At 64.0% G+C, this 26,894-nt stretch carries 24 protein-coding genes and 1 riboswitch; of the genes, 10 read left to right on the top strand and 14 right to left on the bottom strand.

Annotated features, from left to right (window positions below; genetic code table 11):
- Nucleotides 1-168: 168 nt before the first annotated feature.
- Genes thiH through thiC form a run of 6 tightly spaced genes read right to left on the bottom strand, consistent with a single transcriptional unit; the run spans nucleotide 169 to nucleotide 6,686 of the window.
- Nucleotides 169-1,377, bottom strand: a complete 1,209-nt coding sequence (thiH, locus tag AC3WR3_RS05710) for a 2-iminoacetate synthase ThiH (protein ID WP_492291413.1) — start codon at nucleotides 1,375-1,377, stop codon at nucleotides 169-171.
- A gap of 17 nt (nucleotides 1,378-1,394) precedes the next feature.
- Nucleotides 1,395-2,162: a thiazole synthase gene (locus AC3WR3_RS05705; RefSeq protein WP_492291412.1), complete on the bottom strand. Its 768-nt coding sequence runs from the start codon at nucleotides 2,160-2,162 to the stop codon at nucleotides 1,395-1,397.
- A gap of 1 nt (nucleotide 2,163) precedes the next feature.
- Nucleotides 2,164-2,364: a sulfur carrier protein ThiS gene (gene thiS / locus AC3WR3_RS05700; RefSeq protein ID WP_171273090.1), complete on the bottom strand. Its 201-nt coding sequence runs from the start codon at nucleotides 2,362-2,364 to the stop codon at nucleotides 2,164-2,166.
- A 2-nt stretch (nucleotides 2,365-2,366) separates the two neighbouring features.
- Complete coding sequence (locus AC3WR3_RS05695; RefSeq protein WP_492291411.1) at nucleotides 2,367-3,146, bottom strand: HesA/MoeB/ThiF family protein; 780 nt, start codon at nucleotides 3,144-3,146, stop codon at nucleotides 2,367-2,369.
- Nucleotides 3,136-4,695 (bottom strand): thiamine phosphate synthase, encoded by a 1,560-nt coding sequence (gene thiE, locus AC3WR3_RS05690; protein ID WP_492291410.1) that lies wholly within the window; start codon nucleotides 4,693-4,695, stop codon nucleotides 3,136-3,138. Before thiE ends, AC3WR3_RS05695 begins: the two co-directional genes overlap by 11 nt.
- On the bottom strand, nucleotides 4,692-6,686 hold the full coding sequence (gene thiC / locus AC3WR3_RS05685; protein WP_492291409.1) for a phosphomethylpyrimidine synthase ThiC: 1,995 nt from the start codon (nucleotides 6,684-6,686) through the stop codon (nucleotides 4,692-4,694). Before thiC ends, thiE begins: the two co-directional genes overlap by 4 nt.
- Nucleotides 6,687-6,952: 266 nt before the next feature.
- Nucleotides 6,953-7,066, bottom strand: a riboswitch (TPP riboswitch).
- A gap of 87 nt (nucleotides 7,067-7,153) precedes the next feature.
- Here thiC and AC3WR3_RS05680 point away from each other — a divergent pair.
- Complete coding sequence (locus AC3WR3_RS05680; protein WP_492291408.1) at nucleotides 7,154-8,692, top strand: aryl-sulfate sulfotransferase; 1,539 nt, start codon at nucleotides 7,154-7,156, stop codon at nucleotides 8,690-8,692.
- 36 nt (nucleotides 8,693-8,728) lie between these two features.
- Here AC3WR3_RS05680 and AC3WR3_RS05675 read toward each other — a convergent pair whose 3' ends face one another.
- Nucleotides 8,729-9,199: a hypothetical protein gene (locus tag AC3WR3_RS05675; protein ID WP_492291407.1), complete on the bottom strand. Its 471-nt coding sequence runs from the start codon at nucleotides 9,197-9,199 to the stop codon at nucleotides 8,729-8,731.
- Nucleotides 9,200-9,284: 85 nt separating this feature from the next.
- Nucleotides 9,285-9,701, bottom strand: coding sequence for a hypothetical protein (locus AC3WR3_RS05670; protein WP_492291406.1), 417 nt, complete (start codon nucleotides 9,699-9,701; stop codon nucleotides 9,285-9,287).
- Nucleotides 9,702-9,791: 90 nt separating this feature from the next.
- Between AC3WR3_RS05670 and AC3WR3_RS05665 the strand changes: the two genes are divergently transcribed.
- Nucleotides 9,792-10,460 (top strand): response regulator transcription factor, encoded by a 669-nt coding sequence (locus AC3WR3_RS05665; RefSeq protein WP_492291405.1) that lies wholly within the window; start codon nucleotides 9,792-9,794, stop codon nucleotides 10,458-10,460.
- 29 nt (nucleotides 10,461-10,489) lie between these two features.
- The gene (locus AC3WR3_RS05660; RefSeq protein WP_492291522.1) at nucleotides 10,490-11,719 is read left to right on the top strand and encodes a sensor histidine kinase; all 1,230 of its coding nucleotides are present in this window, start codon (nucleotides 10,490-10,492) and stop codon (nucleotides 11,717-11,719) included.
- Between the two features lie 129 nt (nucleotides 11,720-11,848).
- Here AC3WR3_RS05660 and rimK read toward each other — a convergent pair whose 3' ends face one another.
- The 3 genes from rimK to metH all read right to left on the bottom strand — a co-directional run bounded on the left by rimK (nucleotide 11,849) and on the right by metH (nucleotide 17,662).
- Nucleotides 11,849-12,745, bottom strand: a complete 897-nt coding sequence (gene rimK / locus AC3WR3_RS05655) for a 30S ribosomal protein S6--L-glutamate ligase (RefSeq protein WP_025325466.1) — start codon at nucleotides 12,743-12,745, stop codon at nucleotides 11,849-11,851.
- Between the two features lie 113 nt (nucleotides 12,746-12,858).
- A complete protein-coding gene (locus AC3WR3_RS05650) occupies nucleotides 12,859-13,923 on the bottom strand; it encodes a Gfo/Idh/MocA family oxidoreductase (protein WP_492291404.1) in 1,065 nt (354 codons plus the stop codon).
- 43 nt (nucleotides 13,924-13,966) lie between these two features.
- Entirely contained in the window at nucleotides 13,967-17,662 is a 3,696-nt protein-coding gene (gene metH / locus AC3WR3_RS05645) for a methionine synthase (RefSeq protein ID WP_492291403.1), read from the bottom strand.
- Nucleotides 17,663-17,864: 202 nt separating this feature from the next.
- On the opposite strand from metH, the gene AC3WR3_RS05640 reads away from it, so the two are divergent.
- Both AC3WR3_RS05640 and AC3WR3_RS05635 read left to right on the top strand, forming a co-directional pair.
- Nucleotides 17,865-19,142, top strand: coding sequence for a cation:proton antiporter (locus AC3WR3_RS05640; protein WP_139439217.1), 1,278 nt, complete (start codon nucleotides 17,865-17,867; stop codon nucleotides 19,140-19,142).
- A gap of 449 nt (nucleotides 19,143-19,591) precedes the next feature.
- Nucleotides 19,592-19,768 carry a hypothetical protein gene (locus tag AC3WR3_RS05635; protein ID WP_139439218.1) on the top strand — a complete coding sequence of 59 codons (177 nt, stop codon included), beginning with the start codon at nucleotides 19,592-19,594 and terminating at the stop codon, nucleotides 19,766-19,768.
- A 113-nt stretch (nucleotides 19,769-19,881) separates the two neighbouring features.
- On the opposite strand, the gene AC3WR3_RS05630 is transcribed toward AC3WR3_RS05635, so the two are convergent.
- The gene (locus AC3WR3_RS05630; RefSeq protein ID WP_429162035.1) at nucleotides 19,882-20,403 is read right to left on the bottom strand and encodes a GNAT family N-acetyltransferase; all 522 of its coding nucleotides are present in this window, start codon (nucleotides 20,401-20,403) and stop codon (nucleotides 19,882-19,884) included.
- Nucleotides 20,404-20,617: 214 nt separating this feature from the next.
- Here AC3WR3_RS05630 and AC3WR3_RS05625 point away from each other — a divergent pair, with 214 nt between their 5' ends.
- A complete protein-coding gene (locus AC3WR3_RS05625; protein WP_111910749.1) occupies nucleotides 20,618-20,881 on the top strand; it encodes a hypothetical protein in 264 nt (87 codons plus the stop codon).
- A 74-nt stretch (nucleotides 20,882-20,955) separates the two neighbouring features.
- Nucleotides 20,956-21,810, top strand: coding sequence for a KPN_02809 family neutral zinc metallopeptidase (gene ypfJ / locus AC3WR3_RS05620; protein WP_492291402.1), 855 nt, complete (start codon nucleotides 20,956-20,958; stop codon nucleotides 21,808-21,810).
- 96 nt (nucleotides 21,811-21,906) lie between these two features.
- Here the strand turns inward: ypfJ and AC3WR3_RS05615 are convergent, their stop codons facing one another.
- Nucleotides 21,907-22,584: a Dph6-related ATP pyrophosphatase gene (locus AC3WR3_RS05615; RefSeq protein WP_492291401.1), complete on the bottom strand. Its 678-nt coding sequence runs from the start codon at nucleotides 22,582-22,584 to the stop codon at nucleotides 21,907-21,909.
- Between the two features lie 154 nt (nucleotides 22,585-22,738).
- On the opposite strand from AC3WR3_RS05615, the gene AC3WR3_RS05610 reads away from it, so the two are divergent.
- The 3 genes from AC3WR3_RS05610 (at nucleotide 22,739) to AC3WR3_RS05600 (ending at nucleotide 25,264) form a co-directional block, all read left to right on the top strand.
- On the top strand, nucleotides 22,739-24,055 hold the full coding sequence (locus tag AC3WR3_RS05610) for an MFS transporter (RefSeq protein ID WP_429162029.1): 1,317 nt from the start codon (nucleotides 22,739-22,741) through the stop codon (nucleotides 24,053-24,055).
- A 129-nt stretch (nucleotides 24,056-24,184) separates the two neighbouring features.
- Nucleotides 24,185-24,901 (top strand): MarC family NAAT transporter, encoded by a 717-nt coding sequence (locus AC3WR3_RS05605; protein ID WP_247627391.1) that lies wholly within the window; start codon nucleotides 24,185-24,187, stop codon nucleotides 24,899-24,901.
- A gap of 159 nt (nucleotides 24,902-25,060) precedes the next feature.
- Nucleotides 25,061-25,264 (top strand): hypothetical protein, encoded by a 204-nt coding sequence (locus AC3WR3_RS05600; RefSeq protein WP_202047752.1) that lies wholly within the window; start codon nucleotides 25,061-25,063, stop codon nucleotides 25,262-25,264.
- Nucleotides 25,265-25,397: 133 nt separating this feature from the next.
- Here AC3WR3_RS05600 and tldD read toward each other — a convergent pair whose 3' ends face one another.
- Complete coding sequence (gene tldD, locus AC3WR3_RS05595; RefSeq protein WP_492291400.1) at nucleotides 25,398-26,846, bottom strand: metalloprotease TldD; 1,449 nt, start codon at nucleotides 26,844-26,846, stop codon at nucleotides 25,398-25,400.
- Between the last annotated feature and the right edge of the window lie 48 nt (nucleotides 26,847-26,894).

The raw sequence follows: 26,894 nt of genomic DNA, 5'->3' as shown, positions 1-26,894 counted from the left end.
GGCTAATCGACCCTACAGCGACGCGACATTGCCGCATCAAGACCCCTCCCCAGCCCTCCCCTTCCCAGGGGAGGGCGCCAACGCATCGCAGCCAGCAAGGCGCGAGACCGAACAGCGCCCAACCGTTATGCCGGGCGGCTGCCAGGCCAAAGGGGGGCCTGGCCGCCCCTATCGGCCCAAAAACGGTTCCCAGTCCTTGAACACCGGCTGCAACCCGGCCTGGCGCACGGCGGTGGCCACCTCCCCCAGGGCTCTGTCGTCGTGGATGGCGAACTGCTCCAGCTCCTCCTTGTCCCCTTCCGCATAGCCCCCCGGCTGGGTGCGCGACTCCGCCGACATCTGGGTGATGCCAAGGCGCAGGGCGCCGTTGCGAAACGCCGGGGACTCCCGGGTGGAGAGGGACAGCTCCAGGATCGGCGAGAAGAGGCGCCAGGCGCAGATAAGTTGCACCAGCTGGCGGTCCGACATCACCACCTCGGGCTCCAGCCCCCCGGTGCAGGGACGCAGCCGCGGGAAGGAGAGGGAATAGCGGCTCTGCCAGTGGTGGCGCTCCATCCAGGCCAGGTGCTCGGCCACGAAGTAGCTGTCGGCGCGCCAGTCCGGCGAGAGGCCAATCAGCGCCCCCAGGCCAATCTTGTCGATGCCGGCGCGCCCCAGCCGGTCCGGGGTGGCGAGGCGCCACGCGATATCCTGCTTGTTGCCGCGCAGGTGATGGCGGGCGTAGGCGGGGGCGTGGTAGGTCTCCTGGTAGACCATGACGGCATCCAGCCCCAGGGTCTTGAGCTCGGCGTATTCTGCCTGCGACAGGGGCTGCACCTCCATCGCCAGGGTGCTGAAGTGGCGGCGGATCCGCGGCAGATGCTCGCGAAAGTAGTCCATGCCCACCTTGGTCTCGTGCTCGCCGGTCACCAGCAGCACGCTGTCGAATCCCCGTGCCTTGAGGGCCAGGCACTCGCGCTCTATCTCTTCGCTGTTCAGGGTCTTGCGCTTCAGGCGATTGCTCATGGAGAAGCCGCAGTAGGAGCAGTCGTTGGCGCAGAGGTTCGACAGATAGAGGGGCACATAGAAGCCCACCGTATTGCCGAAACGCTGGCGGGTCAGGCGCTCAGCCAGCTCCGCCATCCGGGGCAGGAAGGGTTCGGCGGCCGGGGAGATGAGCGCCATAAAATCCGCCAGGGTGCGGCGTGGTGCGCTCAGGGCACGCTCCACATCCAGGGCCGTCCTGGCGCGGATCTGCATGCCCACGTCGTCCCAGTCAAGCTCCTGCCAGCGGTCGATAAAGGAAGGCTCCTCAGCCCTCCCCCCCTCTCCCAGAGGGAGAGGGGGGCTATCACTCGGGCGCACTTGGGGTGGTGCGAAAGGCTCAACGTCACTCATCGTTCCAGCCTCATGACTCATAGCGCCCCCAGAAAATCGGTCAGGGGGCTGGAGGCCTGCGCCTGGCTGCCGCGCGCCCCGAGACCCGCCTCATAGGCGCTGCGCCCGGCTTCGCAGGCGAGCGCGAAGGCGCGGCCCATGGCGACCGGGTCGCCGCTCACCGCGATGGCGGTGTTGACCAGCACGGCGTCGGCGCCGAGCTCGAAGGCGGCGGCGGCGTGGCTAGGCGCACCTATGCCCGCATCCACCACCACGGGCACCCGCGCCTGCTCGATGATGATGGAGAGGAACTCCCGGGTCACCAGCCCCTGATTGGAGCCGATGGGGGCGCCGAGCGGCATCACGGCGGCGCAGCCCACCTCTTCGAGTCGCTTGCACAGCACGGGGTCGGCGCCGCAGTAGGGCAGCACCACGAAGCCCTCTTTCACCAGCTGTTCGGCGGCCTTGAGGGTCTCTATGGGGTCGGGCAGCAGGTATTTGGGATCGGGGTGGATCTCGAGCTTGAGCCAGTTCGTCCCCAGCGCCTCCCGGGCCAGATGGGCGGCAAACACCGCTTCGGCGGCGGTCTTGGCCCCCGAGGTGTTGGGCAGCAGCTTGACCCCCAGTTGCCGAAGGGGCGTGAGGATATCGTCGTGGGCCTTGCCGGGCTCGAGGCGCTTGATGGCCATGGTCACCAGTTGGGAGCCGCTCGCCGCTATGGCGGCGGCCATCAGGTCCGGGCGGGCAAACTTGCCGGTGCCGGTGAACAGGCGCGAGGAGAAGGTATGGTTCGCTATGGTCAGCATCTCAGCCTCCGGCGATGGCGGTGAAAAGGTGGATCTCGTCCCCGTCATTGAGGCGGGTCTCGGGCCAGCGGCTGCGGGGCAGCACGGCGCCGTTGAGGGCCACCGCCACCCCCTGAGGGGCAATCTCCTGCACCGCCAGCAGCTCAGTCAGGCGCTGGCCGGTGGGCAGCGTCAGCTCGATATCGTTCAATCGGATCTTCATGGTTAATCCTTCAGGGCCGGGTTGGTGCTGCCGCAGACCGGGCAGTCGGGGTCGGCGGGCAGGCGCAGGCACTGCCACTCATGGGTCAGGGCATCGAAGCGGCGCAGGGTGCCCGCCACCGGGCTGGGGCGCCCGAGCAGCAGCTTGAGCGCTTCCAGCGCCTGCAGGGAGCCCATCACCCCCACCAGGGGGCCGGTGACGCCGCTGCTCTGGCAGCTCTCCCTTACGTCGGTATCCACCGGGTAGAGGCAGGCGTAGCAGGCATGCTCAGGGGCGCTGCGCGCCATCAGCTGACCCTGCCAGCCGACGGCGGCCGCCGAGATCCAGGGCTTGCCCTGCTCGACGCAGGCGGCGTTGATGGCGTGGCGGCTGGCGAGGTTGTCGCAGCAATCGATCACCAGATCCACCTCGGCCACAAACTCCGGCAGGCTGGCCCCATCGAGGCGCTGGTTGATGGCAATCAGCTCCACATGGGGGTTGTGGGCCGCCAACCGCTCCCTGGCCAGTTCCGCCTTGGAGCGGCGCAGCCCCTCCCCGTCGAACAGGATCTGGCGCGGCAGGTTGCTGGAATCCAGGGTGTCGCCATCGGCGAGCCAGAGCGTGCCGACCCCGGCCCCGGCCAGATAGAGGGCGAGCGGCGAGCCGAGCCCCCCTAGACCGACGATCAGCACCGACTTGGCTTTCAGCCTCACCTGCCCCTCTTCCCCTATCTCGGCCAGCATCAGCTGCCTGCCGTATCTCAGGTACTCTTCGTCGCTCAGCGACGCCTTGTCAGAGAGCATGTTCCACCTCCCGCATAACGGTGGCAGAGAGTGGCTCATCCCCGGCCCCCACGGCGGCCAGCAGGCGAGCGGTGGCCCCCCGCCAGTCGTCGCTCCCTGTGATGGCGGAGACCAGGGCGATACTGCCGACCCCGCTCTCCTTGACCGCCGCCACGCGATCCTCGCCGATACCGCCGATGGCGACCGTGGGCCACTGCACCATCAGGGCGCGGTAGTGGTGCAGCCGCACCAGCCCCTGGGGGCGGGACGGCATCTGCTTGGTGTTGGTGGGGAAGATATGGCCGAGCGCGATATAGGACGGAGCGAGTTCGCGGGCACGCATCAGCTCGAAGTAGCCGTGGGTGGAGATGCCAAGGCGCAGGCCGGCGGCCTGAATGGCGGCGAGATCCGCCGTTTCCATGTCCTCCTGACCCAGATGCACGCCGTAAGCACCCGCGGCGATGGCCTGCTGCCAGTAGTCGTTGATAAAGAGCCGGGCCCCGAAGCGGCGCCCCAGGGCCACCGCCTCGGCGATCGCCAGCGCCACCTGGGCGGCGGGCAGCGCCTTGATGCGCAGTTGCAGTGTCCTGACCCCGGCTTCCAGCAGCCGCTCCAGCCACGGCACCGAATCCACCACCGGGTATAGGCCGAGACAGTGTTCGGTCGGGGCAAAGGGCCCCTGGGGCAGACGGGCGGAACTCACCTCATAAAGACCGAAGCGACGATCCAGCCTTGATCCTGCCAGCACGGCCCGGGGGAAGTGGGCGAGATCCACGGGCCAGCCGAGATGGGCGATGGGGCCTGGGCCCGCTCCCACCCCCTGCGCCCCTGCCAGCCCTTGCTGCAGATAGGCGCGCGCCAAGGTGATTGCATCCTCCACCGGATAATCCAGCGCCACCACGGCCGCGATGGCGCTGGCGTAACAACAGCCGGTGCCGTGGCCGTGGCGGGTATCGAGCCGCGGCGCCGCCAGCCAGAACTCGCGGTGCTCGTCCTGGTAGTAGTCGAGGCAGAGATCCCCGCTCCACTCAAGGTGACCGCCCTTGACCAGCACGGCGCGGGCGCCGAGCTCCCGCAGCCTGGCCGCGCCCGCCCTTACCAGCGCAGGGTTGGTCGCCGGAATGCCGGTCAGGGCTTCCAGCTCGGGGCCGTTGGGGGTAATCAAGGAGAGGCGCGGCAGCAGGTGCTCGCGCACCGCCGCCAGCATGTTGGGCTCCGCCATGGGGGTGCCTGTGCTGGCGATGGCCACGGGGTCATAGACCACGAAAGGGGCGCTTATCGTATCGAGCCGCCGGGCCAGCACCTCCACATGGAGCCGGGTCGGCAGCAGACCGATCTTGATGGCGGCCGGGGGCAGATCGACGCCGAGGGCGTCGATCTGGGCGCAGAAGGTCTGCATCAGCACAGGATCCACCATCTTCACCGCCACCGAATTCTGGGCGGTGATGGCGGAGATGACGGAGCAGCCGTGCACCCCGAGGGCGTGCAGGCTGTGCAGATCGGCCTGGATGCCGGCACCGCCCCCCGAGTCGGAACCGGCTATGGTCCAGACGATGGGCTTGCTGCTCATGCTTCTTCCCGCTCCTCTTTGAGGGCCGCCGCCTGATGATAGAGCTCGCCCCCCTTCTCCTTGAAGGTCTCTGCCATACGGTGCATGCCGCTCTCCACCTCGGCCACCACCCGCTCCTGCTGGCCATCCATGCCCACCAGTTTCACCTCGACCGCTTCCAGCTTGGCGGCGTAGTCGCGCACGTCCTGGGTGATCTTCATGGAGCAGAACTTGGGGCCGCACATGGAGCAGAAGTGGGCCACCTTGCCGGACTCCTGGGGCAGGGTCTCGTCGTGGTAGGCACGGGCGGTCTCGGGATCCAGCGCCAGGTTGAACTGATCCTCCCAGCGGAACTCGAAGCGCGCCTTGGACATGGCGTTGTCGCGGATCTGGGCGCCCGGGTGCCCCTTGGCGAGATCGGCGGCGTGGGCGGCGATCTTGTAGGTGATGAGGCCCTGCTTGACGTCCTCCTTGTTCGGCAGCCCCAGGTGCTCCTTGGGGGTGACGTAGCAGAGCATGGCGCAGCCGTACCAGCCGATCATGGCGGCGCCTATGCCGGAGGTGAAGTGATCGTAGCCGGGGGCTATGTCTGTGGTGAGCGGGCCCAGGGTGTAGAAGGGCGCCTCGTGGCAGTGCTCCAGCTGCTCCGTCATGTTGCGCTCTATCATGTGCATGGGGACGTGGCCCGGCCCCTCTATCATCACCTGGACGTCGTACTCCCAGGCGATTTTGGTGAGCTCACCCAGGGTGTGCAACTCGGCGAACTGGGCCTCGTCGTTGGCGTCATAGACGGAGCCCGGACGCAGGCCGTCGCCCAGCGACAGGGCCACGTCATAGGCGGCGCAGATCTCGCAGATCTCGCGGAAATGCTGATAGAGGAAGTTCTCCTTGTGGTGGGAGAGGCACCACTTGGCCATGATGCTGCCGCCACGGGAGACGATGCCGGTGAGGCGCTTGGCGGTCATGGGCACGTAGCGCAGCAGCACGCCGGCGTGGATGGTGAAGTAGTCCACCCCCTGCTCGGCCTGCTCCAGCAGGGTGTCGCGGAACAGCTCCCAGGTGAGATCCTCGGCGATGCCGTTGGTCTTCTCCAGCGCCTGGTAGATGGGCACTGTGCCGATGGGCACAGGGCTGTTGCGCAGGATCCACTCGCGGGTCTCGTGGATGTAGCGGCCGGTGGAGAGATCCATGACGGTGTCGGCGCCCCAGCGGGTGGACCACACCAGCTTCTCCACCTCCTCCTCGATGCTGGAGGTGACCGCCGAGTTGCCTATGTTGGCGTTGATCTTCACCAGGAAGTTGCGGCCGATGATCATGGGCTCGGCTTCCGGGTGGTTGATGTTGCTCGGGATGATGGCGCGGCCGGCGGCCACCTCGTCGCGCACGAATTCGGGGGTGATGTTCTCGGGCAGGCGGGCGCCGAAGCCCTGACCCGGATGCTGGCGCAGCAGCAGCTCGGAGCGCACCCGCTCGCGACCCATGTTCTCGCGAATGGCGATGAACTCCATCTCCGGAGTGACCATCCCCTGACGGGCGTAGTGCAGCTGGGTCACCCGGCGACCCGTCCTGGCGCGCAGCGGCTTGGGCAAGTTATCGAAACGCAGATGATCCAGCCCCTCGTCCGCCAGGCGCTCCTGGGTGAAGGCGGAGCTGAGATCATCCAGGGCTTCGGTGTCGCCACGCTCCAGCACCCAGTTTTCACGCAGGCGCGGCAGGCCGAGGCGCACGTCTATCTCGGCACGCTCGTCCCCATAGGCCCCCGAGGTGTCGTAGACAGGCACGGGATCATTGGGCTCGAACTGGGGATCCTCCTTGCTGCCGCCGACCAGGGTGTCGGCCAGGACTATCTCCCGCAGCCCCACCCGGATGTCGGGACGGGAACCCTGGATGAAGATGCGTCTGGAGTTGGGATGGGCCATGCCCTTGAGGTTGTCGATAAAGGCCTGGGCACTGGAGCGCTGCTCCCGGCGGCTGGCGGGCACGGACTTGCTGTTTTCAGAAGAGGTAGACATAGCAAAACTCACATTAACTGGTTGAAGTTATGGGTGTTTGCTTGTCTGGAGTTCGAGGAGAAGTGATGAACTTGCAATCTGGGTGCGCACTCAAGAGGGAGCGAGCGCGGGATGGATCATCCCTGCTCTGCCGTCCCGCCCCCTTGCGGGGACATTCGCCGCCCTGACGGGCAAGCGGCGGGACGACCTCCCTCCTGTGCGCCAGTTCTTGCCTGGGGGCTCCCCTCAAGGCAAGGGGGAAGTGGCTACTCCCCCGGCGCGGCAACTCGCAAGTTACCCTTGTTTCCCTTCGCAGGTCTTAACCTGATCAGGTTCCACGGATCCCGAATTAACGGTCTCAGCTTTGCGTCGTTCGACGGTCAGCACTCCGACAAGATGGCGCCAGTATATACGGCCTATCTTTTAACTCAACCATGATTTTTTCACTACAATGAATCTTGTTCATTAACATAGGGATGATGTTTATTATGAACCACAAAAAGACACTTATTCTTGGCATGTGCTGCTTCGGCTTATATGGATGCGACAGTAGCAATGACAGCAAGACTCTGGCCGAGCAATCTGCTTATGACCCTGCGACACAGGTTATTGAAGATGATCAGCATACGTCAGTGTTCATTTCAGCATTAAATATGGATGGACTGGATACCGGCAAAATAAAAAACATCTCCTTCCGTATAAAGACAAAAGATGGCAATTTTGCCAAGCCTGTCTCTGCCACATATGATTGGAGCTATCTATCCAATAATGGACTATTTGACGCTACAAATAACAGCGTCCAAGTTCCAATATTTGGCCTCTACAGCGACTATCTGAATGAACTCACAATAGACATTCAGTATATCGATGACAGCATCTACTCATTTCAGAAGATGGTCCCCGCGGCCACCTATGTTGATAGTGCAGGTATTTATGACAACGTTGGCATCAGCATCAAGCCAATGGCTACACCGAGCTATAGCTATTTTTATTTAAAAAGTAGATTGAAGAATCCCATTGTCATGGATATTGATGGTGAAGTTAGGTGGGATGCGGAAACAAAGAGAGATTCCATGGCATCGACATTTATGAACAATATGTTTATTACTGGACGTCCAGTGATGGGATCTGGCGGGGCCGCCATAGATATAATTTCACTTTATGGAAAAACTGACTCCGCTGTCATCAATGACACAAAAATGGGAAGTGATGCATATTTTCACCATAATATAGACCCGGGTAAAAAAGGTATATTGATTGAGCTCGATGGCACAACTGATGGTGCGTTAAAAATAGAGTCATTTTTAAGTGAGATAGACGAGTCAGGCAATGTGATTAAAGAGTGGGACCTCGGTAAAATATTCTCTGAATATATGGTGCAGGAAGGGGATGATCCCAGCAACTTTGTCAGAAATGGTGTGGACTGGTTCCACATGAACGCAGCCACCTATGATCCAGCCGATGACACCTTGCTGGTCTCCAGCCGTGAAAACTTCGTGGTAAAACTGGATTACAACACAGGGAAGATCATCTGGTTGCTGGGGGACGAGACCAAGCACTGGTACTCCTACCCCTCTCTACAAAAGTTGGCCTTGTCACTCTCCTCAGGGCAAGTGCCTATAGGGCAGCATGCTGTATCTATCACCAAAGAAGGGAAATTGATGCTGTTCAACAACGGCCTGAAGAGTTTCAATCATCCCTCTGGCACCCCTGCTGGCATCGACCTCGCAACCAGCCAGACAGCCATCTTTGATATTGATAGTCAGAACAAAACTGGCCAGATGATTTGGAGTTTTGACGATGGTATTTATTCGGATATCTGCTCGAGTATCTATCAGGATCAGCTATCTGCCCAAGGGGACTTTCTGATCAACTATGCGGCAGCCGACAATAGAACCCGTGCCATCATTCAGGGGATCAACAAGGATAAACAGAAACTGTTCGAGTTTACCTACCCAAGCCCGACCCCCTGTGCCACCTCCTGGAACGCCATCCAGATCCCTCTCGAGAACATACACTTCCAATAAGCGACAGAAATAGCGCCACCTTGTGGCGCTATTTCTTCATTCATCCTCCGGGTTGGGGATCAGGATCTCGGTCAGACGGCCCTCATCATCCCGGCTCAGCACCAGTCTGCGACCCGGTTGCAGATCGGCGGGGCTGCCATTCACCCAGCGGGTACCGGCATCAAACACCAGCCCCCCCAGTTGCTGCAGCAGCAGGCTCTCTCCTGCGGTGGCGACCAGCCTGTCCTCCGCCCGCAGCCACTGGCTGCTCTGGGCCGGATCCGGCGCCGTGGCGAGCACCCGGATCTGCTCGGCCACGCCGTATCGGCTCTGGATGGCGAGGTGCATGCCGGGCCTGAGATCGTCAAACTGCACCGCCCCGATCAGGGTGGCGCTGCCGAGCTCCAGCTCGGCCCCCTGGAACTGCAGGCGGATGCCGTCGTTGTGCTCCAGCTCCACCAGCCAGAGTTCGGGCTCGTCGGCAAGGGCGTGAAAGGAGAGCAGCAGGAACAAGGCGGTTCTGGTCATAGCAAGCAGGCCCATGGTCAACCCGGCAAGGAGGTTTAACTATGGGCCCGGACGGGCAATTTTTCCGGTCGGGTGGTGCTGCGGCTCAGTCGTCCTCCCGGCAGCGGCTCAGACGCATGCCGTCGAAGCGGCACTCTAGCTCCAGCCAGCGCCCTTCGAAGGGGGTCAGGCTGTCGTCCGAGGTGACATAACCCCAGATCCGTCCCTGAGCCACAGGCCCTTCCAGCTCCATCTCATGCTTTTCTTCCAGCGGCTCCACCTCGCGAACCAGCCGCCTGTCCCCCTCGATCACCCCTTCCAGATCGACCCAGGTACCGCCGAGATCGTCTTCGTCCAGCCCATCCTTGAAGCGGGTCTGGTCATCGATCACGAAGGGAATACCGTTGACCATCAACTGGCCCAGCTGCCAGCTGGTGCGGCCGGTCAGCTTGAACTCGGCCGCCTGCACCAGGCCAAAGGGCAATAAAATCAATAGCCAGAGGGCGCAGAGAGACTTCTTCATCGGGGATCCTCGGGGTTACACTGGCACACAGGATGTCTCATCCGGTGTGAAATGGCCGTGAAATCTCGGCCCAAACCAGGAGATCAGAGCATGAAAATACTGGTGGTGGAAGACAGTCCCCAGGTGGCTGAGACCGTCATGGACTATCTGGAGCTGGCCGGGCACAGGGTGGACTGCGCCTATCACGGCCAGGCCGCCCTGCAACTGCTGGCCGAGCAGCGTTTCGACGTCATCATCATGGACGTCATGATGCCGCGCCTCGACGGCCTGCGCACCGTCGAGCGGTTGCGCTCGGACGGCATCGCCACCCCTGTGCTCTTTCTCACCGCCCGCGACAGCCTGGAGGACAAGCTGGCAGGTTTCAAGGCGGGGGGCGACGACTACCTGGTCAAGCCGTTCGCCATGGAGGAGCTGGAGGTGCGGTTGCAGGCCCTGGCCCTGCGCGGCCCCCGCAGCGACATGGGGGCGCTGGCGTTCGGCGAGCTGGAGGTGGATCCCGCCGCGGGCCGCGCCACCCGCGCCGGGGTGGAGCTCAAGCTCGGCAAGATCCCGTTCCAGATCCTCACCCTGCTGGTGAAACGGGCCCCCCAGCTGGTGACGCGCCAGGAGGTGCTCGACACCGTCTGGGGCGATGAGGAGCCCGACTCCGACGCCCTGCGCAGCCACATCTATGCCCTGCGCAACGCCCTGGACAAGCCCTTCCCCAGCCCCATGCTGGAAACCCTGCACGGCCAGGGCTACCGGCTGGTCAAGCAATGAGCCCCCCTGCCCCCCCAAGCCAGCAAGCCTTGAGCCTGCCGAGCCTGCGCCAGCGCCTGATCCTGGCGCTGGGCGGAGCGGGCTTGCTGCTGCTGCTGATCCTGAGCCTGCTGATGGTGGTGGCCGAGAACAAGATGGAGGAGCTCAGCCTGCGCCACTGGCTGGAGGCCGAGGTCACCCGCTACAACGATGACTGGCTGCGGCTCGGCCAGGCGGCCCCCGCCCCCAGCCCGCGCCAGTTCTCCAGCTACTGGACCCAGGCGGGACGCCTGCCGGCCTGGCTGAAACCCTACCAGACCCCCGGCTTCTTCGAGCACCAGCTGGGGGAGGAGGACAAACACTTTCTGGTGCGCGCCCACCCCTCTGGCCAGGGCCTGCTCTATCTGGTGTTCAACGACGACGCCGACGACTACCTGGATCCTTACGAAGACAGGCTGCACCTGGTCACCCGGCTGATCGGGCTGGCCCTGCTGCTCGGCTGCATAGCGTTCGGCATCTGGCTGGTGCGCCACATCACCCGACCCCTGGACAGGCTGCGTCAGCGCGTCGCCCACCTCACCCCGGATCAGGTCGACTTCGTGCCGGACGCCCCCTGGCAGGAGCTGCGGGAGATCGAGCTGGCGCTGCTGGCGGGCAAGCACGAGGTGGCCGCCGTCTTCGCCCGGGAGCAGGAGTTCAGCCGTTTCGCCAGCCACGAGCTGCGCACCCCCAACATGGTGATCCAGGGCTCGGCCGCCCTGCTCGGCAAGGTGAGCGACCTGCCCGCCCCCGCCGCCCGGGCCGCCAGCCGCATTCGCGCCGCCAGCGACGAGATGGCCCTGCTCACCGAGACCTTCCTGCTGCTGGGGCGCAAGGAAGCGGTCGAGCGCCCCCCGCAATGGGTGACACCGCTGATCCAGCGGGAGCTGGCGCGCCTCGCCCCCTTGCTGCAGCGCGAGAACCTGGACATCCGCCTCAATCTGGACGAGCAGAGCGAGGTGCAGGCCCCCCTCTCATTGCTCGCCATCGCGCTCGGCAACCTGCTGAAAAATGCCCTGAGCTACGCCGAGGGTCACATCGAGATCGCGCTTCAGGGTCAGGTGCTCACCATCAGCAATCCCACGGCGGCGGCGCCGGATCAGATCCTGGGCTACGGCTGCGGCCTCACCATCATCCAGCGCATCTGCGAGAAGCTGGGCTGGCAGATTGAGACCCGGCTGGAGGATGGGATCTTCAGCGCCAGGCTGGCGATGATCACCGCCGACCCCACGAAGGCATAGCCCCTCATCCCCGGCCCTTCTCCCGCAAGGGGAGAAGGGAGACCCCGGCAAGCCCGCCGCCCATCAGCCAGATAGCAACAAGGCGCCCGAGGGCGCCCTGTTTTTACCTGTCTGACTCTCGTCCGGGACTCACTCCGCCGGCTTGTGCTTGCGACTCGCCTTGAGCTCCAGAAAATCGATGATCTTGCCCGCCACATCCTTGCCGGAGGCGGCTTCCACCCCTTGCAGGCCGGGGGAGGAGTTCACCTCCAGCACCAGGGGGCCGCGGGCACTGCGCAGGATGTCCACCCCGGCCACGTCCAGCCCCATGATCTTGGCGGCCTGTACCGCGGTCGCCCGCTCTTCCGGGGTGATCTTGATGGCCGACGCCTCGCCGCCACGGTGCAGGTTGGAGCGAAACTCCCCCGGCTGGGCCTGACGACGCATGGCCGCCACCACCTTGCCACCCACCACCACGCAGCGAATGTCGGCGCCGTTGGCCTCGCGGATATACTCCTGCACCAGGATGTTGTTGTTGGTCTGGATGAAGGCTTCGATCACGCTCTCGGCCGCCTTCTGGGTCTCGCAAAGCACCACGCCTATCCCCTGGGTCCCCTCCAGCAGCTTCACCACCAGGGGCGCCCCACCGACCATGGTGATGAGGTCGGGCACGTCGTGGGTGCTGTGGGCATAGCCGGTGATGGGCAGGCCTATGCCGTGGCGGGAGAGCAGCTGCATGGCGCGCAGCTTGTCCCGGGAGCGGCTGATGGCCACCGAGCTGTTGAGGGCCATGGTATTCATCATCTCGAACTGGCGCAGCACGGCGGTGCCATAGAAGGTGATGCTGGCACCGATGCGCGGGATCACGGCGTCATAGCTCTCCAGTTCCCGTCCTTCGTAGTGGATGGAGGGGCTGTGGGAGGCGATGTTCATGTAGCAGCGCAGGGTGTCGAGCACCTCGACCTGATGCCCGCGCGCCTGCGCCACCTCGACCAGACGGCGGGTGGAGTAGTTGTTGGGCTCGCGGGATAAAATGGCAATATTCATGGAAATGACAGACCTGATAATCGGACTGGAGAGTATAAGGTGCCATGAACGACTGGCAACGCCAATCCTTTCCCCTCACCATTCGGCGTTCTGCAAGAACCACAGAACCAGATTCAATGCGGGCCACGCAACCCCTGCTGCAGGCTCAGCAGCAGCGCCACCTCCTGCAACCGGCGTGCAGTGGTCCCGGCCCAGCCGCCCAGCGGCACGGGGGCCAGCAGGGTTTGGGCTAGGCAGTCGCGATAGAGGGGGCCCTCATGTTGCCAGCCCCGCATACCATCGGCGTCGTGATGGTGCAGCCACTCCAGATTGCCGCTGCGAAGCAGCTCGATGCGCCGCCCATCCCTGAGATGCAGGCACAGCCCCTTCTTCTCCACCCCGGGACCGGCGTATTTGTCGAGCCAGAGGGTCAGGGGTACCCCGGCCGCCTCGCCGCGCAGACAGGCGCGCCCTTCGGCGGTCTCCAGATCCCCGCGCCGGATGGGCTGGCCAAGCCGATCGCAGACCCCGTCCGCGACCAGATGCAGGCTGTCATCCCCGCCGAGGGCCACCAGCAGCTCGCGGATCATCGCCAGCAGATGGGTGCCGATGTCGAGGATCACCCCGTCGGGATGACGCAGGACCCGCCGATCCGGCTCGCCGGTGGCGAAGTTGAGAGCATAGGGGAGCCCCTGCTCGTCGAGGCCGCAGGGCTCCAGCAGGAAGCCCTCCAGCGAGGCCACATCGGCCAGGGTGACCGACGAAATGGGGCCAGTCAGCCCGGCTTGCGGCCGCCAGTCATCCCCCAGCCCGCCACTCAGCAGCCGCTGGACGGCGTTGCGGGCCATCCAGTGATCCAGCGCCAGCACCCGGGCGGCGACACCGGGATCCGCCAGCAAGGCCTGCAGACGAGCCTGCTGGGCCAGGGTCGCCACCACAGGCTTCTCCACCAGGATCAAGGGGATGGGGCTTGCCAGCGCCTGCTCCAGCACCGGCAGATGCAGCAATGAGGGGGTGGCGATGACCAGCCTGTCCAGCGGCAAGGCCAGCAGGGCTGCCAGGGTCGGTAGCGAGTCCACTCCCGGCAGGCTGCGGGCGGGGTCGAATCCCCAGATCGCCATCTCCGGCGCCAGGGCCCGCAATGCCGGCAGATAGGCGGTCTCCACCACGGCCCCCAGGCCGACAAATCCAATCTTCATAGCACCTCAGCTTGCTTGGGCCAGTTCAGGCCGGGCCACGGGATCAATGCAGGTTCGGCCCCAGCCAGCGCTCGGCCTCCACCAGCGTCATGCCCTTGCGCTGGGCATAGTCTTCCACCTGATCGGGCTGGATCTGCGCCACCGCGAAGTACTTGCTCTCGGGGTGAGAGAAGTACCAGCCGGACACCGCCGCCCCCGGCCACATGGCGTAGGATTCGGTGAGCTTCATGCCGATGGCCTGCTCGACCCCCAGCAGCTCCCAGATGCTGCCCTTCTCGGTGTGCTCCGGGCAGGCCGGGTAACCCGGCGCCGGCCGGATGCCGCGATAGTTCTCGCGAATAAGCTCCTCGTTGCTGAGGGCTTCGTCGGGGGCATAGCCCCAGTGCCGCTTTCGCACCTGCTCGTGCAGGTACTCGGCGAAGGCCTCGGCGAGACGGTCGCACACCGCCTGGATGAGGATGGCGTTGTAGTCGTCGTGATCCGCCTTGTAGGCTTGCGCTATGGCCTCCTCGCCGATACCGCCGGTCACCGCGAAGGCGCCGATCCAGTCCGCCTTGCCGCTCTCCTTGGGGGCCACATAGTCCGCCAGACAGTAGTTGGGGAAGCCCTGCTTCTCGCTCTGCTGGCGCAAATGGTGCAGCACTTTTTTCACTTCGCTGCGCGACTCGTCGGTATAGACCTCTATGCTGTCCCCCACGGCGTTGGCGGGGAACAGGCCTATGATGCCGGCGCAGCGCACGCTCTGATCTTTCTCCAGCCGATCCAGCATGGCGTTGGCATCGGCAAACAGCTTGGTCGCCTCTTCGCCGATGATCTCGTCTTCCAGGATGCGGGGATACTTGCCCGCCAGCTCCCAGCTCAGGAAGAAGGGCGTCCAGTCGATGTAGGGGCGCAGCACAGAGACGGGCACGTTCTCGAAGGTCTGTACGCCGGGCTCCCGGGGCGCAGGGGGCTGATAGCCGACCCAGTCCAGCTGATGGCGGTTGGCGCGGGCATGGGCCAGGGAGACCGGCTTGGAGCGAGGCTGCTTGCGGGCATGCTGATCCCGCGCTATCTCGTACTCCTTGTCGATGCGGGCGACGAAGGCGGGCTTGAGCTCGGGGTTCAGCAGGCTCTGGGCCACCCCGACGGCGCGGGAGGCGTTCGACACATAGACCACGGGTTCGGAGTAGTTCTGCTCTATCTTCACCGCGGTGTGGGCCTTGGAGGTGGTGGCGCCGCCGATCAAGAGCGGCAGCTTGAAGCCCTGGCGCTCCATCTCTTTCGCCACGTGCACCATCTCGTCCAGGGAGGGGGTGATGAGGCCGGACAGGCCTATGATGTCGGCCCCCACTTCCCGCGCCGTCTTGAGAATGGTCTCGCAGGAGACCATGACCCCGAGATCGACGATCTCGTAGTTGTTGCACTGCAGCACCACCCCGACGATGTTCTTGCCGATGTCGTGCACGTCCCCCTTGACGGTGGCCATCACGATTTTGCCGTTGCTGGAGCCGCCCGACTTCTCCGCCTCTATGTAGGGCTGCAGGTAGGCGACCGCCCGCTTCATCACTCGCGCCGACTTCACCACCTGGGGCAGGAACATCTTGCCGGCGCCGAACAGGTCACCCACCACGTTCATGCCGTCCATCAGCGGCCCCTCGATCACGTGCAGCGGCTTCTCGGCCCCGGCCCGCGCCTCCTCGGTGTCCTCTTCGATGAAGTCGGTGATGCCCTTGACAAGGGCATGCTCCAGCCGCTTGCCCACCGGCCAGCTGCGCCACTCCTGATCCCGGGGATCCTCGGCCTGGGCGCCGGCGCCGCGATACTTCTCGGCGATGGCGAGCAGATCCTCGGTGGCACTGTCATTGAGGTTCAACACCACGGCCTCGACCTTCGCCTTCAGTTCCGCCGGAATGTCTTCGTAGATGGCGAGCTGACCGGCGTTGACTATCCCCATGTCCATGCCGTTCTGGATGGCGTGGTAGAGGAAGACGGCGTGAATGGCTTCCCGCACCGGCTCGTTGCCACGGAAGGAGAAGGAGACGTTGGAGACGCCGCCGGAGATCATGGCGTGGGGCAGATGGGTCTTGATGTCCTTCACCGCCTCGATGAAGTCCACCGCGTAGTTGTTGTGCTCGTCGATGCCGGTCGCCACCGCGAAGATGTTGGGGTCGAAGATGATGTCTTCCGGCGGGAAGCCGACCCGATCCACCAGGATCCGGTAGGCACGCTGGCAGATCTCGAACTTGCGGGCACGGGTATCGGCCTGGCCCACCTCGTCGAACGCCATCACTATGACGGCGGCGCCGTAGCGGCGCAGCAGCTTGGCCTGCTCGATGAACTTGGCCTCCCCCTCCTTCATGGAGATGGAGTTGACCACAGGCTTGCCCTGCACGCACTTGAGGCCGGCCTCCAGCACCTCCCACTTGGAGGAGTCGATCATCACGGGCACCCGGGCGATGTCCGGCTCGCCGGCGATGAGGTTGAGGAAGCGCACCATGGCCGCCTCGGCATCCAGCATCCCCTCGTCCATGTTGATGTCGATGATCTGGGCGCCGCTCTCCACCTGCTGCTTGGCCACATCCAGGGCCTCGTCGTAGAGCCCCTCCTTGATCAGGCGCTTGAACTTGGCCGAGCCGGTGACGTTGGTGCGCTCCCCCACGTTCACGAACATGGACTCGGGGGTGATGATGAGGGGCTCGAGGCCGGACAGCCGGCAGGCCACCGGCAACTCGGGCAGGGCGCGGGGCTTGATGCCCGCCACGGCGTCCGCCATGGCGCGAATATGGGTCGGGGTGGTGCCGCAGCAGCCCCCCACCAGGTTGAGAAAGCCGCTTTGGGCCCACTCGCGGATATGCTCCGCCATCTCGCCCGCGTCGAGATCGTACTCGCCGAACGCATTGGGCAGACCGGCGTTGGGGTGGGCGCTGACGCAGGATTCGCTGATGCGGGACAACTCCTCCACGTACTGGCGCAGCTCGTCCGGGCCCAGCGCACAGTTGAGGCCGAACGACACGGGTTTGACATGGCGAAGCGAATGGTAGAAGGCTTCCGTGGTCTGGCCCGAGAGGGTGCGGCCTGAGGCATCCGTGATGGTGCCGGAGATCATCACCGGCAGGCTGTAGCCCAGCTCATCGAACACCAGATCCACCGCGAAGGCGGCCGCCTTGGCGTTCAGGGTGTCGAAGATGGTCTCGATGAGGATGAGGTCGGCGCCCCCCTCGATGAGGGCGTGGGTCGATTCGGTGTAGGCGGCCACCAGCTGGTCATAGGTGACGTTGCGCTTGCCGGGGTCGTTCACGTCCGGCGAGATGGAAGCGGTGCGGTTGGTGGGGCCCAGGACCCCTGCCACGAAGCGCGGCCTGGCGGGATCCTTGGCCGTCCACTCGTCCGCCACGGCACGGGCCAGACGGGCCGCCTCCCGGTTGATCTCGGCCGAGAAGGCTTCCATCTCGTAATCGGCCATGGCGATGCGAGTGGCGTTGAAGGTGTTGGTCTCGAGGATATCGGCCCCGGCGGCACAGTATTGATCGTGGATCTCGCGGATCACCGCCGGCCGGGTCAGCACCAGCAGATCGTTGTTGCCCTTGATGTCGGTATGCCAGTCGGCGAAGCGCTCGCCGCGGTAATCCGCTTCACCGAGCCTGTACCCCTGGATCATGGTGCCCATGGCACCGTCGATGATCAGGATCCGCTCCTTGAGACAGGCTTCCAGTTTCTTTGTTATGTCCGACTTCTTGCTCGACTCTATGCTCGACACCGCTTCTACCCCTTACATCCATGCAACTGCGTGAGCTCCATCCTAGCAGCAAAAAAATCAAATGGAAATCTAGCCGTCTATCTGTCCGAAATCTCGAGCATATACTCACAAATGGGTAATGAGTAAGATGTGGCCCGAGAGTACCCTATGCCCGTCCTCAACGGGGATACGTGCTTGCTGTTTACTAAAGAGAAAAATAACTATGAGCGTCTACTACACACTCTGTTTCTTGGCAGCGTTGGCGATCTTCATCGCCTTTGCCAACCAGTATGTCGTGAAGATCCAGACCACCATCGCCATCACCGCAGGATCCATGCTGATCTCCGCCCTGATGGTGCTGTTTGGTAAGTTGGGTTGGTTCAATCTGGAACCTCTGGCCGTCGAGACCATGGAAAGCATCGACTTCCAGAACTTCCTGCTGAAGGGGATCCTCGGATTCCTGCTGTTTGCCGGCGGTCTCGGCATCAATCTGAAGGCATTGCGCAGCCAGAAGTGGGAGATCACCATTCTCTCCATCGCGGCGACCCTGCTCTCCACCTTCCTCATCGGCTACGGCTTCTGGTTCATCGCCAGGCTGCTGGGCTGGGAACTGCCGCTGGTCTACTGCATGCTGTTCGGTGCCCTGATCTCCCCCACCGACCCCATTGCCGTGCTCGCCATCGTCAAGAAGATGAAGGCGCCGCCCCAGATCGCCATCCAGATCGAGGGGGAGTCCCTGTTCAACGACGGGGTCGGCCTGGTGATCTTCGCCACCGTGTTTGCCGTGGCCTTTGGCGGCGTCGAGCCCACCTTCGGCAGCGTGGCCGGCCTATTCCTGCATGAGGCCCTGGGCGGCATCCTGTTCGGCGCCGTGCTGGGCCTCATCGCCCACGTGATGATCAGCGCCACGGACGACGGCTCCCTGGAGCTGCTGCTGACCCTGTGCATCCCGACCGCGGGCTTCGCCTTTGCCAACATGATCGGCGTCTCCGGCGCCCTGGCCATGGTGGTCACCGGCATCATGATAGGCAACTGGACCCGCCACTCCGGCTTCTCCGAGCAGAGCCGCCACCACCTGGATCACTTCTGGGAGTTGATGGATCAGTTCCTCAACGCCCTGCTGTTCCTGTTGATCGGCCTGGCCCTGGTGCTGCTGGATCTGGCCTGGCAAGACTGGATCCTGCTGGTCATAGCAGTGCCGCTCTGCCTCGCCGCCCGCTTCATCAGCGTCTCCCTGCCCTATGTGGCCTTCCGCAAGTTCCGCAGCTACAACCGCTTCTCGGTGCGCATCCTCACCTGGGGCGGCCTGCGCGGCGGTCTGGCCATGGCCATGGCACTGGCGCTGCCCTCGGGGGTCATGGTGCTGCCGGAGCACGGCGTCGATCTGCGGGAGGTGATCCTGGTGATGACCTACTCGGTGGTGATGTTCTCCATCGTGGTACAGGGCATGACCATCACCCCCATGATCACCGCCGCCAAGAAGGCCAGCGGCGACTACTGAGTCAGTCGCAGGCCGTGACTGGCAAAGGCAGAAGGGCTCCCTCGGGAGCCCTTCTCGTTGGCGGCGCGGCAGTGAAAAATACGCCACCGTCGCAACATCGCACAATTAGTGTTTGCTTTTTATTCATTTCGAGGAGAGAATGCGCGCCGGCTAGTTAATCAGCCCTGTTTATGTTCGCAATGCTTCAACGTTAGATGAATCCTGCCAGTACCCACATAACCTTCCTCTGATTTACTCGCCTTGAGAACCGTCAGGCTGTCTGCCTGCGTTGCCCGGCTCTCACGGTGCAGACCCGATCTGCCCACCCAATTTGAACTATGCATCCGCATATTCCTTGATAGTGCAGACGCCCTTATGGGGCTGGGTATTCCTGCGCGGATCTGACCGCGCCCATTGACCTACATTTGCAAATACAAGGAGCAATTATTTAATTTATATAGAGAAATACCATGATGAAAACCGTACAGACACACAAACCCCTGCGTCGCAGCAAACCCATCAACCTGCCCGTGCAAGAGCATGACTATGATGCGTTTCTGATCCAGTTCAGCACCCGCTCCAGCGGTGGCTTCGCCATCTCCTGTGATGGCATCCCTGGCGAGTTCTCCATCGAAGAGCTCAACTGATCCTGCCCACCGGCAGCAACAGATGCAGACAGGCCGCAGCTCACGGCGGCCCCCTTGTCTCCCTCGCCTTCAGCCTTGTGATCCCCGCTTCTGATTGACGGCCCCGCCATCCCTCAGACAGTGCAGGCCTGGGTATCGGCCGCTTCCAGCAACAGACACTCGTCGGCATCCTCGCTCAGCCTGACCAGACGGCTGCGCACCAGACCCAGCTTGCCCAGCAGCGCCACGGATCGCTCGTTGCCCGGAGTGACGATGGCGATGACCCGCTCGATGCCGAGCCGCTCCCGCCCATCCTTGAGCGCCGCCCGCGCCGCCTCTATGCCGTAACCCTGACCGCGAAAGGCGGGCAGGAAGGCGTAGCCGATGTCTTCGCACGGCAGGGTGTCGCGCTTGATGAGCCCGCAGATGCCGATCCTGGCCTCGTCTTCCCGTCGCATCACCAGATAGAGACCGTGCCCGTGTTGGGCATAGCTGACCGCCGGCCCCTGCTGGATGTAGTTTTCGGCATCCGCCAGGGTGCGGATCCCGCGATCGCCGATGTAGCGATGGAAATCGGGGTCGTTGAGCAGTTCGAGAATGAAGGGGGCGTCGGTCAGATTGAGCTCGCGCAGGGCGAGGCGCTCGGAGAGGATCATGGCAAGGGCTCGTGTGATGGGAACAACAACCATCAAGACTGCCCCCACTGCCGGCGCTTGGCAAGATCCCCGGCCAAAAGGAGCCGTCATGGAGCGCAACCCGGCCGACCGCAGCCCCCGGCAGCCGACATTTAGTCCCTGCCACATGAGTCGCGCGGCGGTTCCGGCTATACTGCCCGCCCTATCCCACAGAACAACAAGCAGGACACCCCCCATGACGGACACCACCGAATTTTTTGACGAACAGACGCTGCTGGAGATGGTTGAAAACCAGCTCGCCGACGGCCATCCCCTGCAGGTAAAAGCCACCCTGATGCGGCTGGTGATGAAAGGCACCCCGCGGGACGAGGCGCTGCAATACATCGCCTGCGCCCTGGGTGCCGAGCTGATGGCCATGGAGGCGGATCAGGGCCCCTTCAACCTGACCCGCTACGCCGAGTTTCTCGACAGCCTGCCCGAGATGCCCTGGGCCGAGTGAGATCCCCTCGTTAGGCAAGGCGGACGGCCAGCCATTATCATTACTGCCACCACCAATGACGGGAGTAGGCAGATATGCGCTGGCAAGATCGCCGTGAGAGCAGCAACGTGGAAGACAGGCGCCAGGAAGGCGGTGGCAGCGGGGGCGGCGGCCTGCCCCTCGGTGGCAAGGGGCGCCTGATCCTGATCGTGGTGGTGATGATCGCCGGTTACTACGGCGTGGATCTCAGCCCCTTGCTCGACGAACCGGCCCGGCAGAGCCAGGCGCCGCGCCAGAATGTGTCCCAGCCGGCCAGCGATCCCCTGGCCAGATTCACCTCTGTGATGCTCGCCTCCACCGAAGACACCTGGGGCGAGATCTTCTCCCGAAGCGGCAGCCAGTACCGGCCCCCCAGGCTGGTGCTCTATCGCGGCGCCACCCAGACCGGCTGCGGCCAGGGCCAGTCCGTCATGGGCCCCTTCTACTGCCCCGCAGACAGCACAGTCTACATCGATCTCTCCTTCTATCAGGACATGCGCGACAAGCTGGGGGCCGATGGCGACTTCGCCCAGGGCTATGTGGTCGCCCACGAGGTGGGTCACCACGTGCAGCACCTGCTCGGCATCTCGACCAAGGTGCGCCAGCAACAGCAAGGGCTGAGCCAGGCCGCCCAGAACAAGCTGTCGGTCAAACTCGAATTGCAGGCCGACTGCTTCGCCGGGGTCTGGGGTCACCATATGGAGCGAGAGCAGGTGCTGGAGCACGGCGATCTGGAGGAGGCCCTCAACGCCGCCCAGGCCATAGGTGACGACCGCCTGCAGCAGCGGGGTCAGGACCGGGTGGTGCCCGACAGCTTCACCCACGGCAGCTCGGCCCAGCGCCTCGCCTGGTTCAAGCGGGGCTTTGACAGCGGCAAGTCCGCCAGCTGCGACACCTTCGCCGCCCGCTGAGCCGGGCCAGACGACAAGGCCGGATCCCCAGGGATCCGGCCTTGTCGCATCCCGTAGACGGGAGATGGGCCTGCCGCTCTGCCGAGGCGCCAGCCCTCAGGGGGTCTCGCCTGGCAGCAGGTCGGTAAAGACGAAGCCGTCCCGCACCACAGTCTCCCCCACCCGGATCGCCAGGGGCCGCAGGAACATGGGGCCATCAAAGGCCAGGGTGTGGAACTCGCCGTTCTCGCCGCACGGATCCACCCCGGCTGGCAGCGCCGCCAGCAGCGCTTCGTCGAATTCGTGCCCCCCCAGGCTCATATCCAGTTTTTTCGGATCGAGCGTGCTGATCCTGGCCCTCAAGCCGGCGGCCATCATCTCCTGCGCCAGCTCGTCGGTCTTGCTGCCCCAGAGCGGGAACAGCGGCGTTATGCCCGTGCCCGCCAGCTGCTTCTCTCTATAGGCGCGCACATCCTCGAGGAAGAGATCCCCGAAGGCCATGTGGCGGATCCCCATGGCCAGCACCTCGGCGATGAAGCCGGTCATGATCCGGCCATAGTCCTCATTGCTGCAGGGCCAGGGCAGATCGATGCAGTGCAGTGGCAGCCCCACGCACGCGGCCTGCTCCGTCAGCAACTGCTTGCGCACCCCGTGCATGGCCACCCGCTCGAACGCCTGATTCAGGGTGGTGAAGAGCCCCACTACCTCGATCGCCGGATCCTGGCGCAAGCGATGCAGGGCCCAGGCGCTGTCTTTTCCGCTGCTCCAGGAGAGCAGTACCTTTTTCGTCGTCATGACCTCTCCAATCCCTTGCCGCAAGGTGCTGCAAGACAGTGTTGCGAATTGTGCGATTTACTTCCTGGGATACAAAAGCATACCCTCGTGGGTGAGCGTATCCCCGCAGAGCATGGGGGAGAATAACTAAAAAAACGATGGGAAACATAAGGATATGACTACAGTCAGCACACATCATGACCACAATCGCCCCCTCAACCGACAGGATTACAAGACCTTGAGCCTGGCGGCGCTGGGTGGCGCCCTCGAATTCTACGACTTCATCATCTTCGTCTTCTTCGCCGTGGTGATAGGCGAGCTCTTCTTCCCGGCCGACATTCCCGAGTGGCTGCGCCAGTTCCAGACCTTCGGCATCTTCGCCGCCGGTTACCTGGCCCGCCCGCTGGGGGGCATCATCATGGCCCACTTCGGCGATCTCATCGGCCGCAAGCGGATGTTCACCCTCAGCATCATCCTGATGGCGCTGCCGACCCTGCTGATCGGCCTGCTGCCCACCTATGCCACCCTCGGCATTGCCGCCCCGTTGCTGCTGCTGTTGCTGCGGATCCTGCAAGGGGCCGCCATCGGAGGCGAAGTCCCCGGGGCCTGGGTCTTCGTGGCCGAACACGTGCCCGCCCGCCGGGTCGGCGTCGCCTGCGGCACCCTCACGGCCGGGCTGACCGCCGGCATACTGCTCGGCTCTCTGGTGGCCACCGCCATCAACCGCGGCATGAGCCCGGTGGAGGTGAGCGAGTGGGGCTGGCGTCTGGCCTTCGTGCTCGGCGGTGTGTTCGGCATAGTCGCCATGTACCTGCGCCGCTGGCTGCACGAGACCCCGGTCTTCGCCGAGATGCAGGCCAACAAGGCCCTGGCCGAGGAGCTGCCCCTCAAGACGGTGCTCCGTGAACACAAGGGCAGCGTCATCGTCTCCATGCTGCTGACCTGGCTGCTCTCCGCCGGCATCGTCGTGGTGATCCTGATGACCCCGACCTACCTGCAGAAGGTCCACGGCATCAGCCCCGCCGATGCCCTGACCGCCAACTCCCTGGCCATAGTGGCCCTCACCCTGGGCTGCATCTTCTACGGCCGCCTGATAGACAGCCTCGGCAGCGGCCCCACCTTCGTCCTGGGCTCATTGCTGCTGGCCGGTGCCACCTACGCCTTCTACCACGGCCTGGCGGCGGGCATGGAGCAGCTGGTGCCGCTCTACATGCTGGCGGGCTTTGCGGTGGGGATAGTCGGCGCCGTGCCCTATGTCATGGTCAACGCCTTCCCGCCCGTGGTGCGCTTCTCCGGGCTGTCGTTCTCCTACAACGTGGCCTACGCCATCTTCGGCGGGCTCACCCCCATGCTGGTCACCCTCTGGATGAAGAACGACGTGCTGGCTCCTTCCCACTACGTGGTCAGCCTGGCCGGCCTCGGCCTTGTGCTGGGCCTCTGGCTCTGGCTGCAACAGCGCACTCGGCGTCAGGTCACGCCACAAACCGCCTGACAACTGCGGGCCCCGGACTGTCGGGGCCCCTTCGTTCCGGCTATATTCAGCCTGGCTGCCGTAGAGTAGCCCCCCCTTAGGCCAGACCCCCGTCTGGCCCTTTGTTTTCCAACCACCCCGAGGTGCAAGATGTTTTTCCAGGTCGTATTCATCGCCTTGCTCGCGCTGCTGCCCATGGTCAATCCCCCCACCACGGCGACCCTGCTGCTGGGATTGAGCAAGGGCATGTCCCGTGAGCACGTACGCCGCCAGATCAACCTGGCCGCCATCTATCTGTTCGCCACCCTCTGCGTCAGCTTCTTCATCGGCTCCTCCATTCTGGATCTGTTCGGGATCTCCATTCCCGGCCTGCGGCTGGCCGGTGGCCTCATCATCGCCTTCATCGGTTTTCGCATGCTGTTTCCCGCCCCCAGCCAGGCCGCCGGGGTCGACATCAACCAGAGCATCGCCTTCGTGCCGCTCACCATGCCCAGCATGTGCGGGCCGGGCACCATGGCCCTGGTGATCAGCGGCGCCGCCCAGATTGCCGAGCTGCCCGACGAGTACAACCGTTTCGTCATCTATGCCGCCATGGTGACCGCCTTCGCCCTGATGAGCCTGCTCAGCTGGGGGGTGCTCAAGCTGGCGGATCCGGTCTGCAAGATCCTCGGTGCCACCGGCATAGACGCCATGACCCGGATCATGGGCTTCCTGCTGGTGTGCATGGGCATGCAGTTCTGCATCAACGGCATCAAGGAGGTGGCGCAGGATCCCGTGTTCCACGGTGCGCCCGCGGTGCAGACGGCCCCGGCGCAGTCACACGCATCCGCCGCCCTCGATCACCTGCCCGCCGCGCGCCAGCCCTGACTGAAAACGCTGTCATCTCGCTCGGGAATCGTCGCCGAACTTGCGCCTGATCATGTTGCCTGCCCACGGACGGCGTAGTGTGTTTTTTATACAGGCAAGGTTCAGAGGGTCGCTGCTAGCGTGACCCGCGCAGACCCAATCACTTGAGGAGACATGCAAATGGAAAAGATGCTGACCGAGATTGGAAGCTACAGCCTGTTCCACGAATATCTGAACGTGGTTGGGGCCGTCAGCCCCGCCCTGACCCGGATCAAGAGCAGGTGGGAATACAAGCGAAGCGATCGGCTGGTCGCCCAGATCAGGATAGATCCGCAAGGTCACGCGCGATTCTATATCGACGCCCGTGCCATATCGGCCAACTGAGCCCCATCAACCCCCTTCACCCGCCCCGGTCCACTGACCGGGGTTTTTATTGGTGCGCCCCGACAAAAACAAAACCCCGGCTGCGGGCCGGGGTTTGCTTGCATGGGTCATGCCGCTGCGCGGCCAAGGCAACCTAGGAGGTGCCACCCACGGTGAGCTGATCCAGCTTGAGAGTGGGCTGGCCGACGCCGACCGGCACGCTCTGCCCCTCCTTGCCACAGACTCCGACCCCGCGATCCAGCGCAAGATCGCTGCCCACCATGGAGACCTGACTCATGGCCTCGGGGCCGTTGCCGATGAGCGTGGCACCCTTGATGGGGGCGGTGATCCTGCCATCCTCGATGAGGTAGGCCTCGGAGGCGGAGAAGACGAACTTGCCTGAGGTGATGTCCACCTGGCCGCCGCCGAAGTTGGGGGCATAGATCCCCTTCTTCACCGAGGCGATGATCTCCGCCGGATCGTGCTGACCCGCCAGCATGTAGGTGTTGGTCATGCGCGGCATCGGCAGGGCGGCATAGGATTCGCGCCGGCCGTTGCCGGTGAGTGGCACCCCCATCAGGCGGGCGTTCTGCTTGTCCTGCAGGTAGCCCTTGAGGATGCCATTCTCGATCAGCACGTTGTAGCCCCCCGGGGTCCCCTCGTCGTCGATGGAGACGGAGCCGCGCCGCCCCACCAGGGTGCCGTCATCGACTATGGTGCAGTGCTTTGAAGCCACCTGCTCGCCGATGCGACCGGCGAAGGCGGACGAGCCCTTGCGGTTGAAGTCCCCCTCCAGGCCGTGGCCCACCGCCTCGTGCAGCAGCACGCCGGGCCAGCCGGCGCCCAGCACCACCGGCATGGTGCCGGCCGGCGCGTCTATGGCCTCGAGGTTCACCAGGGCCTGGCGCACCGCTTCGCGCACATAGCCAAACGCCCGGCTCTCCAGCCCGTCCAGCTCCAGGAAGTAATCGTAACCGAAGCGGCCACCGCCTCCGGCGCTGCCGCGCTCCCGGCGCTCCCCCTTCTCGGCGATGACGGTCACCGAGAGGCGCACCAGGGGGCGCACATCGGCGGCCAGGGTGCCATCGGTGGCGGCCACCAGGATCTCTTCATAGACGCCGCTGATGGAGGCCATCACCTGATTGATGGCGGGATCCAGGCTTCTGGCGAACTTGTCCATCTGCTCGAGCAGGGCGATCTTCTGCTGCTTGTCGAGGGTCTGCAGCGGATCCATGGCGGGATAGAGCAGGTTCGCTTCGGTTCTGGCCCAGGCTTTCACCTTGCCCTGGGCACCGGCGGCGGCGATGCCGCGGGCGGCGGTCACCGACTGCTGCAGCGCCAGCAGGCTCAGCTCGTCCGAGTAGGCGAAGCCGGTCTTCTCGCCGCTGACGGCGCGCACCCCGACGCCCTGATCGATGTTGTAGCTGCCATCCTTGACGATGCCGTCCTCCAGCATCCAGGACTCGTGCCAGCTGCGCTGGAAATAGAGGTCGCCGAACTCCACCTGATGGCTCATCAGGCTGCCGAGCAGCTGCTGTAGCCGCCCTTCGTCGAGATCGTTCGGGGCCAACAGGGAGGCACTAACCTGGCTCAATAGACTCAATCTTCTTCTCCACTCTCGTAACGAGATGTTTTAAATCGTCTTGCCGAC

The organism is Aeromonas sp. EU05-FHT14A05 (genome assembly GCF_058791175.1).
The sequence above is the reverse complement of the archived record's forward strand: the minus strand, read 5'-3'. Positions and strand labels throughout refer to the sequence as shown.

Excerpts from the sequence above, each read along its gene's own strand:
- thiH (WP_492291413.1), bottom strand. The coding sequence starts at position 1,377 with ATGAGTGACGTTGAGCCTTTCGCACCACCCCAAGTGCGCCCGAGTGAT.
- AC3WR3_RS05705 (WP_492291412.1), bottom strand. The coding sequence starts at position 2,162 with ATGCTGACCATAGCGAACCATACCTTCTCCTCGCGCCTGTTCACCGGC.
- thiS (WP_171273090.1), bottom strand. The coding sequence starts at position 2,364 with ATGAAGATCCGATTGAACGATATCGAGCTGACGCTGCCCACCGGCCAG.
- AC3WR3_RS05695 (WP_492291411.1), bottom strand. The coding sequence starts at position 3,146 with ATGCTCTCTGACAAGGCGTCGCTGAGCGACGAAGAGTACCTGAGATAC.
- thiE (WP_492291410.1), bottom strand. The coding sequence starts at position 4,695 with ATGAGCAGCAAGCCCATCGTCTGGACCATAGCCGGTTCCGACTCGGGG.
- thiC (WP_492291409.1), bottom strand. The coding sequence starts at position 6,686 with ATGTCTACCTCTTCTGAAAACAGCAAGTCCGTGCCCGCCAGCCGCCGG.
- AC3WR3_RS05680 (WP_492291408.1), top strand. The coding sequence starts at position 7,154 with ATGAACCACAAAAAGACACTTATTCTTGGCATGTGCTGCTTCGGCTTA.
- AC3WR3_RS05675 (WP_492291407.1), bottom strand. The coding sequence starts at position 9,199 with ATGACCAGAACCGCCTTGTTCCTGCTGCTCTCCTTTCACGCCCTTGCC.
- AC3WR3_RS05670 (WP_492291406.1), bottom strand. The coding sequence starts at position 9,701 with ATGAAGAAGTCTCTCTGCGCCCTCTGGCTATTGATTTTATTGCCCTTT.
- AC3WR3_RS05665 (WP_492291405.1), top strand. The coding sequence starts at position 9,792 with ATGAAAATACTGGTGGTGGAAGACAGTCCCCAGGTGGCTGAGACCGTC.
- rimK (WP_025325466.1), bottom strand. The coding sequence starts at position 12,745 with ATGAATATTGCCATTTTATCCCGCGAGCCCAACAACTACTCCACCCGC.
- AC3WR3_RS05650 (WP_492291404.1), bottom strand. The coding sequence starts at position 13,923 with ATGAAGATTGGATTTGTCGGCCTGGGGGCCGTGGTGGAGACCGCCTAT.
- AC3WR3_RS05640 (WP_139439217.1), top strand. The coding sequence starts at position 17,865 with ATGAGCGTCTACTACACACTCTGTTTCTTGGCAGCGTTGGCGATCTTC.
- AC3WR3_RS05635 (WP_139439218.1), top strand. The coding sequence starts at position 19,592 with ATGATGAAAACCGTACAGACACACAAACCCCTGCGTCGCAGCAAACCC.
- AC3WR3_RS05630 (WP_429162035.1), bottom strand. The coding sequence starts at position 20,403 with ATGATCCTCTCCGAGCGCCTCGCCCTGCGCGAGCTCAATCTGACCGAC.
- AC3WR3_RS05625 (WP_111910749.1), top strand. The coding sequence starts at position 20,618 with ATGACGGACACCACCGAATTTTTTGACGAACAGACGCTGCTGGAGATG.
- ypfJ (WP_492291402.1), top strand. The coding sequence starts at position 20,956 with ATGCGCTGGCAAGATCGCCGTGAGAGCAGCAACGTGGAAGACAGGCGC.
- AC3WR3_RS05615 (WP_492291401.1), bottom strand. The coding sequence starts at position 22,584 with ATGACGACGAAAAAGGTACTGCTCTCCTGGAGCAGCGGAAAAGACAGC.
- AC3WR3_RS05610 (WP_429162029.1), top strand. The coding sequence starts at position 22,739 with ATGACTACAGTCAGCACACATCATGACCACAATCGCCCCCTCAACCGA.
- AC3WR3_RS05605 (WP_247627391.1), top strand. The coding sequence starts at position 24,185 with ATGTTTTTCCAGGTCGTATTCATCGCCTTGCTCGCGCTGCTGCCCATG.
- AC3WR3_RS05600 (WP_202047752.1), top strand. The coding sequence starts at position 25,061 with ATGGAAAAGATGCTGACCGAGATTGGAAGCTACAGCCTGTTCCACGAA.